This is a genomic window from Erwinia oleae (genome assembly GCF_000770305.1).
Taxonomy (GTDB): Bacteria; Pseudomonadota; Gammaproteobacteria; order Enterobacterales; family Enterobacteriaceae; genus Erwinia; species Erwinia oleae.
The window spans coordinates 133266-146396 of sequence record NZ_JNVB01000002.1 but is presented as its reverse complement, the minus strand read 5'-3'; the positions used below and the strand labels follow the sequence as shown (position 1 = coordinate 146396).

Below are 13131 nucleotides of genomic sequence, written 5' to 3'. Positions count from 1 at the left end.
CCCTTCCTCCCCGCTGAAAGTACTTTACAACCCGAAGGCCTTCTTCATACACGCGGCATGGCTGCATCAGGCTTGCGCCCATTGTGCAATATTCCCCACTGCTGCCTCCCGTAGGAGTCTGGACCGTGTCTCAGTTCCAGTGTGGCTGGTCATCCTCTCAGACCAGCTAGGGATCGTCGCCCTGGTGAGCCGTTACCTCACCAGCTGGCTAATCCCATCTGGGTTCATCCGGTAGTGTGAGGCCCGAAGGTCCCCCACTTTGCTCTTGCGAGATTATGCGGTATTAGCCACCGTTTCCAGTGGTTATCCCCCTCTACCGGGCAGATCCCCAGACATTACTCACCCGTCCGCCACTCGTCACCCGAGGAGCAAGCTCCTCTGTGCTACCGTTCGACTTGCATGTGTTAGGCCTGCCGCCAGCGTTCAATCTGAGCCATGATCAAACTCTTCAATTAAAGTCTGATTTGCCATCACGTGGATGGCGGTGCTCTGTGAATTAAAACGTCGTAATGAATTACGTGTTCACTCAACAAAGACTTGATAGTTCATTCGCCCGAAGGCTGTGATATCAATCCTGCGAGTGCCCACACAGATTGTCTGATAAATTGTTAAAGAGCAGTGCCACATATCTCGTGTGGCGCGGGGTGCAGATAATACGCTTTCCCGCTGAAGAGTCAAGAGTTTTTTCTCTTTTCTCTTCCTGAACCGGCGACCGTTAAGCCGTTGTTCCGTGTCAGTGGTGGCGCATTATAGGGACTTCCATGCGGCAGACAAGCGCAATTTGCAAAAAAATGTCTGACCGGCCATTTTTTACCCATTTCCGCCCTGAAGAGACAGCTTTTCAAGCCTTACAAAGCCGTAACGGTGTAATACGGGTAATAATCGCGCTGTATGCTCAGTAATATCCATACAGAAAGCAACACTGTCATCGGCGGAGCAAGCATCCGGCGAGGCATTTTCTAATAGCCAGGCCGTTCTTCGGGCGATTGCCGCGCCGGAGTCCACCAGGCGCGTGCCTTCAGGCAACACCTGGAGAAGCTCTTCATTCAATAATGGAAAATGCGTACAGCCTAAAACAACCGTATCCGGCGGCTCTTTCATTCGCAGCCAGGGTTGCAGAATGCGCCGAACGCTTTCGAGAGGCACCGTTTCACCATGCAGTTTCGCTTCTGCCAGTTCGACCAGTTCAGCGGAACCGAGCATCTCGGTTTTACATTCACTGGCAAAGCGTGCCACCAGCTCATGCGTATAAGGGCGTTTCACCGTGCCACGCGTTGCCAACAGACCGACAACGCCGTTCCTCGTCAGGCGCGCGGCAGGTTTAATTGCCGGCACCACGCCCACAACGGGGAATTCGAAGCGCTGGCGCAGCGCAGGGAGCGTCACGGTGCTGGCCGAGTTGCAGGCGATAACCACCAGCGCCAACGGATAACGCTTGCTGGCGGCGTCAACAATTTCAAGAACGCGTTCAATGATAAAGGCTTCTGATTTCTCGCCATACGGAAAGGCGACATTATCAAATACGTAGAGATAATGAAGATCCGGTAATAGCTGCCGGATCTCATCATAGACAGAGAGCCCACCAACGCCGGAATCAAAAACCAGCACCGTTGGGCGTTTTTCAGAAGGTATAGCTGCCGGTAAGGTAATACTCTCGTCCCGCAGTTTGATAGCCATAAACTGTCTCGTAATCTTTATCGAACAGGTTGGCGATTCTACCACGAACGATCAGTTGAGACGTGACCGGATATGAAACGGCGAGATCCCACAGGCTCACGCCGCCGAGCTTAACGATATCACCGTCAGGATTTTGCGCATATTGCCGATCGTAGCGCTGTCCTGAATAGTGATAGCTGACTGCCCAGTCGAAATCATAAAGCGTCCAGTCCAACTGATATTTCACCTGCTGCTTAGCACGGCGAAGGAGGATTTCATCTGTTTCAGCATTACGCGCATCAATGTAGTCATAAGAGAGCTGATGCGTTACCGGCCCGGTATCAAAAGAGGCGGTTGCTTCAAGCCCCTTGATTGCAGCCTTATTAACATTGAAATAATTATTTGTTGCCGAATTATAATCAATCAGGCTGTCGATGAGGTTTTTGTAGCCGGAAAGATGCCAGCTGACAGGCCCCGTAAGCCCTTCAACGCCCGCTTCCCACTGCTTGCTCTCTTCAGGATTGAGATCGCGGTTGCCGCCAAAAGAACCATAGAGCTGGCCGAGCGTTGGCGCTTTAAAGGCGGTGCCGTAACTGGTGAGCAGACGATAGCCTTCAACGAATTCCCAGGCAGCGCTGGTTTGCCAGGTTTCATGCCAGCCGAATTCAGAATGGTCATCGCCGCGAAGAGCGCCTTCGAGCGTAACCGTTCCTGCTTTTTGCTGGGCAGTAGCATAAAGTCCGGTGTTGGTAACTTCGCGGCTGTCATTCACATAGGCCGTGCCGGGTTCGATAGTTTGTTTCTGCCAGTCAATACCGCCGCTTACGCTGCCGTTGCCGATGGCAACATTGTTGCCCCATTGCAAATTATACTGTTGAGAATCATCCAACGAGGCGGAAGAGGCGTAACGCCCCAAATCCGGGCTGTAATTATAATCTTTCGCATGACTGTAGCTGGCAACAAGCCGGGAAGAGTAATCGCCATTACTGTATTTCAGCCCGCTGTCCCACGTCTGGCTGTAAAGCTGTCGCGTATCCACAAACGTATCGGGCTGAACATAGGTCGGGCTGCCGTCATAGGCCGTACGGTTATCAAATCCATATCCACGAACAAAACCGCTGAATTCGTCATTAAACTGCTGCTCGATAGCGCCATAGAGCGCCTTGCTCATGAAACCGTCCCGGTCTTTCTGTGGCGTATCGCCAAAGGCGTCGGGGTAATTCGCCACCACGTCAAACCCTTTGGTATAGGTGTAGTTTCCGGCCAGCGTTACGCGCGTGTCGTTGCCGGGCATTTGCTGCGTGGAACCGTCGTAGGCCTGATAGCCGTTAGAGCCCGTACCTGCCGAGAGCGTCGTACCAGGCTTATCGCGACCGGTAATAATATTCACTACGCCGCCGATCGCATCCGAACCGTAGACTGCAGACCGCGCGCCGCGCACGTACTCGATACGCTGCACAAGAGAAATGGGGATCTGGCTGAGGTCGGAAGAGCCGCTAATGCCTGCCTGATTCAGGCGCACGCCATCGACCAGCACCAGCACGTGGCGGGATTCTGTACCGCGAATGAACAGCGAACTTTGCTGTCCCAGCCCGCCATTCTGTGCGATATCGACGCCGGGCAGGCGACGCATCACGTCCGCCACGCTTTTTGACTGCCAGCGGTCAATCTCTTCGCGCGTAACGACGGACGTGGGCGCCAGCACGGAAGAAACCGGTTCGGCGAAACGGCTGGCGGTGGTGACCAGCGTTCCCTGCGCATCCTGCGCGAAGCCGTTTTGCGCCCAGAGGGAAATCGCCGTTGCGCCGAATGCCAACAGCGTGGTGTTATTCTTTTTCATTGTGACAAAGCATCCAAAAAATCGTGCAGGATGCCGCAGGCATACGATCAATAGCACGCGATAATCATATGAAGTGCGACGTAACGCCGGCAGGTCTTCGGGCTCGGAATCATAAATGGCGAAGACTTCCCGTCGAAAGACAGTGTCTGCATCAGCAATCACCACGACATTCCCTACCGCTGCGCGTCAGCTCCAGCTTTGCACTGGATTCCCTTTTAACTCGTAAAAGGCCGGCAGCGCATCTTATGTTCAAAACGGCGGAAAATCCAGACGTCGGAAGCGGGCTGCGCATGGACAACGCTGGACATTGCCCGATGAATCCCTACAATCGCCGGGCAATAAAGCCGCAACCCATCAGGACAGAAAATGACCCCCGAAAAGCTGCCGACAGAACGCTACGATGCCCAACTTGAGGAGAAAGTTGTCCGGCTGAAAACGCTGATGACGCCTTTCACTGCGCAAAACGTCGAGGTTTTTCGTTCGCCGGACAGCCACTACCGGATGCGCGCCGAGTTCCGCCTCTGGCACGATGGAGACGATCTTTATCACATCATCTTTGACCAGCAGACCCGTCAGCGTATTCGGGTAGACCGCTTTCCCGCCGCCAGCCGGTTAATCAACGATCTGATGCCGCAGATGATCGCAGCGCTGCGTGATGAGCCGGTTCTGCGCCACAAGCTTTTCCAGCTTGACTATCTCTCTACCATGAGCAATCAAATTCTCGTATCGATGCTCTATCACCGGGCGCTGACCGACGAGTGGCGCCAGGCGGCAACGCAGTTGCGGGATATGCTGCGTGCGCAGGGCTTCGACGTCCATTTAATTGGGCGCGCCACCAAAACCAAAATCTGCCTCGACAGGGATTTTGTTGACGAACGCCTGCCGGTTGCCGGGAAAGAGATGGTTTATCGTCAAATAGAGAACAGTTTTACGCAGCCTAACGCCGCGGTAAATATCCAGATGCTGGAGTGGGCACTGGACGTGACAAAAGACGCCAACGGCGATCTCCTTGAGCTTTACTGCGGCAACGGTAACTTTTCACTGGCGCTGGCGCGCAACTTCCGGCGCGTGCTGGCCACGGAGATCGCCAAGCCGTCGGTGGCTTCGGCGCAGTATAATATTGCGGTCAATAATATCGACAACGTGCAGATTATTCGCATGGCGGCGGAAGAGTTTACGCAGGCGATGAATGGCGTACGCTCGTTCAACCGTCTGGAGGGCATCGATCTCAGCAGCTACCAGTGCGAAACGATTTTTGTCGATCCGCCGCGCAGCGGGCTGGATGAGGAAACGGTGAAAATGGTACAGGCGTATCCACGCATCCTGTATATCTCCTGCAACCCGGAAACGCTGTGCGCCAATCTGGAAACGCTCGCCGTCACGCACGAAGTAACGCGTCTGGCGCTGTTCGATCAGTTCCCCTACACCCACCATATGGAGTGTGGCGTGCTGCTGACGCGGAAAAGCTGACGTTTCATTCGCCTCTGCGCGACCTGATCCTGAGGCCAATCCAGAAAACCAGCGCCACCATCAGGGTCGTCGGCACGAAATTGGAGCCGATTTGCGGATACTCCGCCCGCACCACGGCGCTGTAGAGCAGAATGCCCAGCAGGAAAAACGCCGCAGCCAGCGATGGCATGCCGTTGGGCATTGAGCGATTAAGATAGCGCTGATGGAGGCACCAGGCCGACAGACCCAGCGCAATAAGCGGAAACACGGAGAACGGCACCCAGGCACTGAACAGCACGGAAAATGTGCCATTAACCGACAGGCCGACCAGAAAAGACAGCAGCAGCGTCCCTCTGTCACGATTTGGGGCTAAACTCATGTCTCTGTCCTTTAGTCATGGGATTCCAGCGTAACCGCCAGCCTCTCCTGTTCACGTCGATACCAGTAATATGCGCCTTTGGAAATCATCCGGAGCTGCAATACCAGCCGCTCTTCCAATTGGCGGCGCTGAGCGGCGTCAATATCAAGCGCCTCTGCGCCAGCGTTAAACACAATAATCACCATCGCTTCGGCCTGCGCTTCCGTAAAACTGCGCGGCATCCGGTTTTCAATTTCCAGATAGTCGGCCAGTTCAGCAATAAAGTGTTGAATTTCACGGGCAACCGCCGCACGAAATGCCGCCGAAGTCCCTGAGCGTTCGCGCAGTAACAGGCGGAACGCATTGGGATTATCGCCGATAAATTCCATAAACGTGGCGACAGAGGTGCGAATAACGCTGCCGCCTTTGGCGATACGCTGGCGCGCCTGGCGCATCAGTTGACGAAGCATCAGGCCGCTTTCGTCTACCATTGTCAGACCTAATTCATCAACATCGCGAAAGTGACGGTAAAATGAGGTTGGCGCGATCCCGGCTTCACGCGCCACTTCGCGCAGGCTGAGACTGGCGAAACTTCGCTCAGCGCTGAGCTGACTGAATGCGGCCTCAATCAGCGTACGCCGAGTTCGTTCTTTTTGCTGCGCTCTGACGCCCATTATTCTGCCTGTTATTGCTTTCATGCAGGCACTATAACAAAAATTTCAGCGAACAGCGGTATCACTTTGTGAGCCCCTGTTAACCTTTTTTCTGAACAATTAATGGCAAAAAAAGGCGATTGAATTGGGAAGTGGTCAAGGAGATGTTAGAATCTCGTTGAAAATTTGTATAAGAACCAGGACGCATGAGTATGTCAAACTCTTATGATTACGACGCCATTGTGATCGGTTCCGGTCCCGGCGGCGAAGGTGCTGCAATGGGCCTGCTGAAACAGGGCGCGCGTATCGCTGTCATTGAGCGTTATCACAACATCGGCGGCGGCTGTACCCATTGGGGAACCATCCCCTCCAAGGCGCTACGCCACGCCGTCAGCCGTATTATCGAATTTAACCAGAATCCACTCTACAGCGATCACAGCCGCCTTCTGCGCTCTTCCTTTGCAGATATTCTGACCCACACTGAAAACGTCATCAGCCAGCAAACCCGGATGCGTCAGGGTTTTTATGAACGCAATCGCTGTGCGCTCTATCAGGGCGACGCACGCTTTCTGGACGCGAACACGCTGGAAATTAAAGCGCATGACGGCTCCGTCGAACGCCTGACCGCCGGGAAATTTGTTATTGCCTGCGGCTCGCGGCCTTATCGTCCGCCGGAAGTGGACTTTACGCATTCGCGCATTTACGACAGCGACTCCATTCTCGATCTTCATCACGAACCCAGCCACGTAATTATTTACGGCGCCGGCGTGATCGGCTGCGAATATGCGTCGATTTTTCGCGGACTGGGGGTCAAAGTTGACCTGATCAACACGCGCGACCATCTGTTGGCCTTTCTCGATCAGGAGATTTCGGACTCGCTTTCTTATCACTTCTGGAACAACGGCGTGGTCATCCGCCATAACGAAGAATTTGAGAAAATCGAAGGCGTCAGCGACGGCGTGATCGTGCATTTGAAGTCGGGTAAAAAAGTCAAAGCCGACTGCCTGCTCTATGCCAACGGGCGCACCGGCAACACCGACTCGCTCTCTCTTGAAAATGTGGGTCTGGAAGCCGACGGCCGCGGTCTGCTCAAGGTGAACAGCATGTACCAGACGGCGCAGCCGCATATTTATGCGGTAGGCGACGTCATTGGTTACCCGAGCCTGGCGTCAGCCGCCTACGATCAGGGACGCCTCGCCGCACAGGCATTGATCAAAGGCGAAGCCAACGCGCATCTGATTGAAGATATTCCTACCGGGATTTACACCATTCCTGAAATCAGCTCCGTCGGCAAAACCGAACAGCAGCTAACGGCGATGAAAGTGCCTTATGAAGTGGGTCGCGCGCAGTTCAAGCATCTGGCGCGCGCGCAGATCATCGGTATGAACGTGGGCAGTCTGAAAATCCTTTTCCACCGTGAAACCAAAGAGATCCTCGGCATTCACTGCTTCGGCGAACACGCGGCGGAGATCGTGCACATCGGCCAGGCCATCATGGAGCAGAAAAACGGTGGCAACACGATCGAATACTTCGTTAATACCACCTTCAATTATCCCACCATGGCCGAAGCCTATCGCGTGGCGGCCTTAAACGGTCTGAACCGGCTGTTTTAACGCCATGCTATCCTGCATGTGCTTGCGAATTGCCTCTGCCAGCTGCTCATAGCGGCTGCGCAGTGGCGAACCGGGACGATAGACCAGCGCGATAGTGCGCTGTGGCTCCGGTTTGTGACACGTAAGATAACAAACGCCATCGCGTACGCGCTCCTTTGGTACGGCCAGGGCCGGCAGTAGCGTAATGCCGCTGCCTGCGGCAACCATATTGCGCAGCGTCTCCAGGCTCGTGGCGCGGAAGTGTTTGTCTTCGTCGGCGCCCGCCTGGAAACAAAACCCCATCGCCTGATCGCGCAGGCAGTGCCCGTCCTCCAGCATCAACAGTTTTTCGCCAGCCAGATCGGCCATCGGCACACGGTCGCGATCGTGCCACGGGTGATCCTGATAGATCGCCAGCCTCATCGGTTCATCAAACAGCGGCACTTCAATAAACGCCTCTGACTCTTTGACCAGCGCCAGAATGGCACAGTCGAGTTTGCCACTGTCGAGCTGCGCCAGAAGCTGCTGCGTTTGCGCTTCATGCAGATACATCTCGAGCCTGGGAAAGGTTTTGTGCAGCATGGGCACAATCTGCGGCAGCAAATAGGGGCCGACGGTAGGGATCAGGCCGATATGCAGCGGGCCGGACATCTCTTCGCCCTGTTGACTGGCCATCTCTTTCAGCACCTTGACCTCGCGTAATACGGTGCGGGCCTGATCCACCAGCAATAAACCGGCCTGGGTAAACAGCACTTTACGGCTGGTACGTTCCAACAGCATGACGCCCAGCTCATCTTCCAGCTTACGAATCTGCCCGCTCAGCGTTGGCTGACTGACGTGACAGGCATCCGCCGCACGGCGGAAATGGCGAAATTCCGCCAGCGCTACAAGGTATTCCAGATCGCGAATGTTCATCTTATCCTCCGAGCCACGATAGTCCGTAGCGATAAATAGGATAGCAACCAACGATTATCCCTATCAAGCGCGGGCCTCAATAATGTTCCACAGAAATCGAACGACTCCTTTTACACCATCATTCAGAGGTTCTATGTTTGCAACTCAGGAAGGTAAATCAGTACCACAGGTTATTTTTCATACGCGTCAGGGCGACCGGTGGATTGATGTGAGCACGGACGAGCTGTTCAAAGACAAAACGGTTATCGTCTTCTCTTTACCCGGCGCCTTTACGCCCACCTGCTCGTCAAGCCACCTGCCGCGTTATAACGAACTGGCGGGCGTTTTCCAGAAGCACGGCGTGGACAGCATTCTGTGCGTGTCAGTGAATGACACCTTCGTGATGAACGCCTGGAAAGCCGATCAGCATGCGGAGCACATCACCTTCATTCCTGATGGCAACGGCGACTTTACGCGCGGCATGGAAATGCTGGTTGAAAAAGCCGATTTGGGCTTTGGTCCACGCTCATGGCGTTACTCCATGCTGGTACGCAACGGCGTGGTAGAAAAGATGTTTGTTGAGCCGAACAAGCCGGGCGACCCGTTTGAAGTGTCAGATGCGGATACCATGCTGCGCTATCTGGCGCCTGAATTCAAGGTGCAGGAGTCCGTTTCGCTGTTTACCAAGCCGGGCTGCTCGTTCTGCGCCAAAGCTAAGCAGATGCTGTACGATCGCGGCATTCAGTATGAAGAGATTGTGCTCGGTCAGGATGCCACTACCGTCAGTCTGCGCGCCGTTACCGGCCGTTCCACCGTGCCGCAGGTTTACATTGGTGGACGTCATATCGGCGGCAGCGACGATTTAGAGCAATTCTTACTCGCTTAAAACTTTTTAAAAAGAGTCGGTCATTCTGTAATGCCGGTCAGTTAATCTACTGACTGGCTGTATTTTCCGGGCTTTGCCGTATTCATGCAATTTGCCTTTTACCGCTTCTGGGCGCCCTTTCTCTCCTTCACCGTTACTGAATCGATCAATCGATTCTTCACTGATCGGCATTAGCTACTTATACTTCCTTTTTATTAACCAACCGTTAATAAATTAATTAACAAAAAATCATTCCTTCTGCGATTTAATAAATAACATATATTTCCATAAAGAAAAACGCTCACGCATTGAGCGATTTTGCCATGAAAATATTTAATAAATTGGAATATTTACTATTTTATTTCAGAAGATATTAGATGAAAATACTTCTGGCTTTCCTAATCGAGAAAAGATAGAAATGCCTGTAAACTTTGGACTAATGTTACTAACTTAAAAAGGAATTATAAAAATGAGAGAACTAAACATTCAAGAAATGCAGAACGTCAGCGGTGCTTATGGCGATGACTTTTTTCTGAATATTGAAGAAGCTATCGGCGCATCAATTATGGGAGGCGTTTCCGCCATGTGGGCCGGCGCCATCCTGGGTGGACGCTATGGCGGTTCTCATGCCGGTATCGTTGGAATGGGCATTTTTGGTAACCTTGTTGGCTTTATTGGCGGCGCAGTCTTAGGTAGTGTCGGCGGTGCTTTATATGGCGCAGTTATTGGTGCTGACGCTGCCGGTAAGTTTGCGAGTGACGTGATGAGCAGCATCTTAAGCGGCGACCTCTTTAAAAATTATTAATTCAGAACAATCATTCAATTTTTATTCTGTCTACATGCATCTCTGTCATTAACCAAAGACACAATGTCAGACGGTTAAGCAGGAGAGCCCTGAGTCCGGAACTTTACCGGACTCAGGTATTTACACTTCCTGCAAGCACCAACGAATATAGTTAACCTTAAATACCATGATTTCCAAAAACATATAATAGCACTATGCGGAAATTTTCATTTAAAAAAACGAACACCCCATTTAGTAAATAAAAATCCCTTACTCTTCATTCATCCTACGTGCTCATGCATTGTATCATTCGCACCAGAACGGATTAACGCCCGTATATTATTTAAGCTCAAATAAAACACAGCACTGTCAAGGCCAGAGCCTGGCTTCTGCATCACCTGTGGCTTGCAAAACCTGCTGAGGCGAAACGCCGCCTTTTGCGTTCCGTTTCTCCAGGCAGGACTGCAACGACAGAATCGCATACACATCATCACCGATCACGCTGCTGTAGCGCTGTAATTCGCCGAGCGGCAACGCTTCAAGCGCCATGCCCTGCGCGATTGCCGCGACCACCACTTCCCCCACGATATGATGCGCCTCGCGGAACGGCACGCCCTTCGCCACCAGATAGTCGGCCAGTTCGGTCGCGTTCGCGTAGCCCTGCTCTGCCGCTTCCTGACAGCGCGGGCGCTTCACCTGAATGCCGTCCAGCACCAGCGCCGCCATATGCAGGCAGTCGGACCAGGTATCCAGCGCGTCAAACAGCCCTTCTTTGTCTTCCTGCATGTCCTTGTTATAGGCCAGCGGCAATCCCTTCAGCGTCATGGTCATCGCCGTCAGCGCGCCCTGCACGCGGCCGCATTTACCGCGGATCAGCTCCAGCGCATCCGGGTTTTTCTTCTGCGGCATCAGCGAAGAGCCGGAGGTAACCTTGTCAGACAGCTCAACAAATCCGGCCTCGCCGGTATTGAAGAAAATCAGATCTTCAGCAAAACGCGACAGATGCACCATGCCGATGGACGCGTCGGAAAGCAGTTCCAGCACATGATCGCGGTCAGAAACGGTATCCAGGCTGTTACGCGTCGCGGAGGCGAAGCCTAACCAGCCCGCCAGCTGCTCGCGGTCAATCTCATAGGCCGTTCCCGCCAGCGCGCCGCAGCCCAGTGGGCTGACGTCCAGTCGCTTCAGCGTATCTTCGAGCCGACTCTCATCGCGCGCCAGCATCTCAACGTAGGCCAGGCACCAGTGCGCAAACGTCACCGGCTGCGCGCGCTGAAGATGCGTGTAGCCAGGCATTACCGCGTCCTGATTCGCTGTGGCGGTGGCGACCAGCGCCTGCTGCAACTGGCGGATGGCGATCAGCAATTCGCCGACTTGTGCCTTGCACCAGAGCTTCAGATCGGTGGCGACCTGATCGTTACGGCTGCGTCCGGTATGCAGTTTTTTACCCAGCGCGCCCACTTTATCGATCAACCGGCCTTCCACGTAGCTGTGAATATCTTCAGCATCGCTTTCGAGGATCTGCTGCGGGTCGGCGCGCACCTCTTCCAGCAGCGTATTCAGCGCGCTTTCCAATTGCTGCTGCTCTTCCGTGGTCAACACATTAACGGTTACCAGCGCTTTGGACCAGGCAACGGACCCGACAATATCCTGCTCCGCCAGGCGATAGTCGAAGCGCAGCGAGTCGTTAAACAGTTTAAAGCGCTGGTCTGCGGCCTGAGTAAAACGTCCACCCCAAAGTGCCATGTCAGTGCTCCCTAAAATTTAAATGATGACGCGTGAACAGGGCGGAAGTGCGCCGCCCCGTACGATTTTATTTCTTTTCGTTCAGCGCACGGATGCGTGAAGAGAGCGAGAACAGACGAATAAAGCCGCCCGCGTGACGATGATCGTAAACCTCGTCTTCGCCAAAGGTCGCGAACTCTTCGGAGTAGAGGCTGTTTGCAGAGCGCTTCTCAATCGCCGTCGCCTGGCCTTTATAGAGTTGCAGCACCACCTCGCCGTTTACCTCTTCCGCCAGCGATTCGGCCGCGGCCTGGATGGATTTACGCAGCGGCGCGAACCAGCGACCGTCGTAAACCACGTAGGACATTTCATGGCCCAACTGCTGGCGCCATTTAAAGCTGTCGCGATCGAGCACCAGCTGCTCTACCGCCCGCAGCGCATTGACCATAATAGTGCCGCCGGGCGTTTCATAACAGCCGCGCGACTTAATGCCGACCAGACGGTTTTCAACAATATCAATACGACCGACGCCGTGCTTCGCGCCCAGCACGTTAAGCTTTTCCAGACACTGGAACGGGCTTAACGTTTCGCCGTTCACCGCCACCACGCGACCTTTTTCTACGCGCACGGTGACCTGTTCTGGCTGGTCTGGCGCTTCCAGCGGATCGACGGTCCAGACCCAGCAATCCTTGTTCGGCGCATTTGACGGGCTTTCCAACACGCCGCCTTCGGTGGAGATATGCCAGGCGTTTTCATCACGGCTGTAGATTTTCTCCAGCGACGCGGTGGTCGGGATGTTACGCGCTTTCAGGTAATCCAGCAGCGCCTCGCGCGAACGCAGATCCCATTCGCGCCACGGCGCAACGACTTTCAGCTGTGGCGCCAGCGCGGTATAGGTGGTTTCGAAACGCACCTGGTCGTTCCCTTTGCCGGTTGCGCCGTGACACAGCGCATCCGCGCCCACTTTAAGCGCCAGTTCGACCTGCGCTTTGGCGATAATCGGACGCGCCATCGAGGTGCCCAGCAGATAGGTGCCTTCGTACAGCGCACCGGTTTGCAGAACGGGGAAAACGTAGTCGCTGATAAATTCTTCACGCAGATCGACCACGTGGCACTCTGATGCGCCGGACTGCAACGCTTTTTGCTCAACGCCTTCCAGATCGCCGCGCTCCTGGCCGATATCGGCAACGAACGCAACCACTTCACAGCCGCCATAGTTTTCCTTCAGCCAGGGAATAATGGCCGAGGTATCCAGACCGCCCGAGTAGGCCAGAACGATTTTTTTGATGCTCTTGTCTTGCATAATCTTTTCCTT

Annotated in this window: 11 protein-coding genes, 1 rRNA gene and 1 riboswitch; of the genes, 4 read left to right on the top strand and 8 right to left on the bottom strand. The window is 54.0% G+C overall.

The window, feature by feature from the left end:
• The 3 genes from GS12_RS01375 to btuB form a co-directional block, all read right to left on the bottom strand.
• A 16S ribosomal RNA gene (locus GS12_RS01375) occupies positions 1 to 455 on the bottom strand; the annotation flags it as partial.
• A gap of 355 nt (positions 456 to 810) precedes the next feature.
• Positions 811 to 1677, bottom strand: a complete 867-nt coding sequence (murI, locus tag GS12_RS01370; protein WP_034943261.1) for a glutamate racemase — start codon at positions 1675 to 1677, stop codon at positions 811 to 813.
• Complete coding sequence (btuB, locus tag GS12_RS01365) at positions 1622 to 3496, bottom strand: TonB-dependent vitamin B12 receptor BtuB (RefSeq protein ID WP_034943280.1); 1875 nt, start codon at positions 3494 to 3496, stop codon at positions 1622 to 1624. The genes murI and btuB overlap by 56 nt, the downstream gene beginning before the upstream one ends.
• Positions 3497 to 3567: 71 nt before the next feature.
• A riboswitch (cobalamin riboswitch) is annotated at positions 3568 to 3746 on the bottom strand.
• 116 nt (positions 3747 to 3862) lie between these two features.
• Here btuB and trmA point away from each other — a divergent pair.
• Positions 3863 to 4966, top strand: coding sequence for a tRNA (uridine(54)-C5)-methyltransferase TrmA (gene trmA, locus GS12_RS01360; protein ID WP_034943259.1), 1104 nt, complete (start codon positions 3863 to 3865; stop codon positions 4964 to 4966).
• Between the two features lie 4 nt (positions 4967 to 4970).
• On the opposite strand, the gene GS12_RS01355 is transcribed toward trmA, so the two are convergent.
• Positions 4971 to 5324 (bottom strand): YijD family membrane protein, encoded by a 354-nt coding sequence (locus GS12_RS01355; RefSeq protein WP_034918566.1) that lies wholly within the window; start codon positions 5322 to 5324, stop codon positions 4971 to 4973.
• A gap of 11 nt (positions 5325 to 5335) precedes the next feature.
• Complete coding sequence (gene fabR / locus GS12_RS01350) at positions 5336 to 5977, bottom strand: HTH-type transcriptional repressor FabR (protein ID WP_034918563.1); 642 nt, start codon at positions 5975 to 5977, stop codon at positions 5336 to 5338.
• Between the two features lie 191 nt (positions 5978 to 6168).
• On the opposite strand from fabR, the gene sthA reads away from it, so the two are divergent.
• Positions 6169 to 7569, top strand: a complete 1401-nt coding sequence (sthA, locus tag GS12_RS01345) for a Si-specific NAD(P)(+) transhydrogenase (protein WP_034918561.1) — start codon at positions 6169 to 6171, stop codon at positions 7567 to 7569.
• Here sthA and oxyR read toward each other — a convergent pair.
• Positions 7543 to 8463: a DNA-binding transcriptional regulator OxyR gene (gene oxyR, locus GS12_RS01340; protein ID WP_034943257.1), complete on the bottom strand. Its 921-nt coding sequence runs from the start codon at positions 8461 to 8463 to the stop codon at positions 7543 to 7545. The two genes, sthA and oxyR, sit on opposite strands and share 27 nt — an antisense overlap.
• A 133-nt stretch (positions 8464 to 8596) precedes the next feature.
• Here oxyR and GS12_RS01335 point away from each other — a divergent pair, with 133 nt between their 5' ends.
• Positions 8597 to 9328: a glutathione peroxidase gene (locus tag GS12_RS01335; RefSeq protein WP_034943256.1), complete on the top strand. Its 732-nt coding sequence runs from the start codon at positions 8597 to 8599 to the stop codon at positions 9326 to 9328.
• A gap of 448 nt (positions 9329 to 9776) precedes the next feature.
• Positions 9777 to 10112, top strand: coding sequence for a hypothetical protein (locus GS12_RS01330; RefSeq protein WP_034943254.1), 336 nt, complete (start codon positions 9777 to 9779; stop codon positions 10110 to 10112).
• A 348-nt stretch (positions 10113 to 10460) separates the two neighbouring features.
• On the opposite strand, the gene argH is transcribed toward GS12_RS01330, so the two are convergent.
• Both argH and GS12_RS01320 read right to left on the bottom strand, forming a co-directional pair.
• A complete protein-coding gene (gene argH, locus GS12_RS01325; protein WP_034943252.1) occupies positions 10461 to 11837 on the bottom strand; it encodes an argininosuccinate lyase in 1377 nt (458 codons plus the stop codon).
• A 67-nt stretch (positions 11838 to 11904) separates the two neighbouring features.
• Positions 11905 to 13119, bottom strand: coding sequence for an argininosuccinate synthase (locus GS12_RS01320; RefSeq protein ID WP_034943251.1), 1215 nt, complete (start codon positions 13117 to 13119; stop codon positions 11905 to 11907).
• Positions 13120 to 13131: the final 12 nt, after the last annotated feature.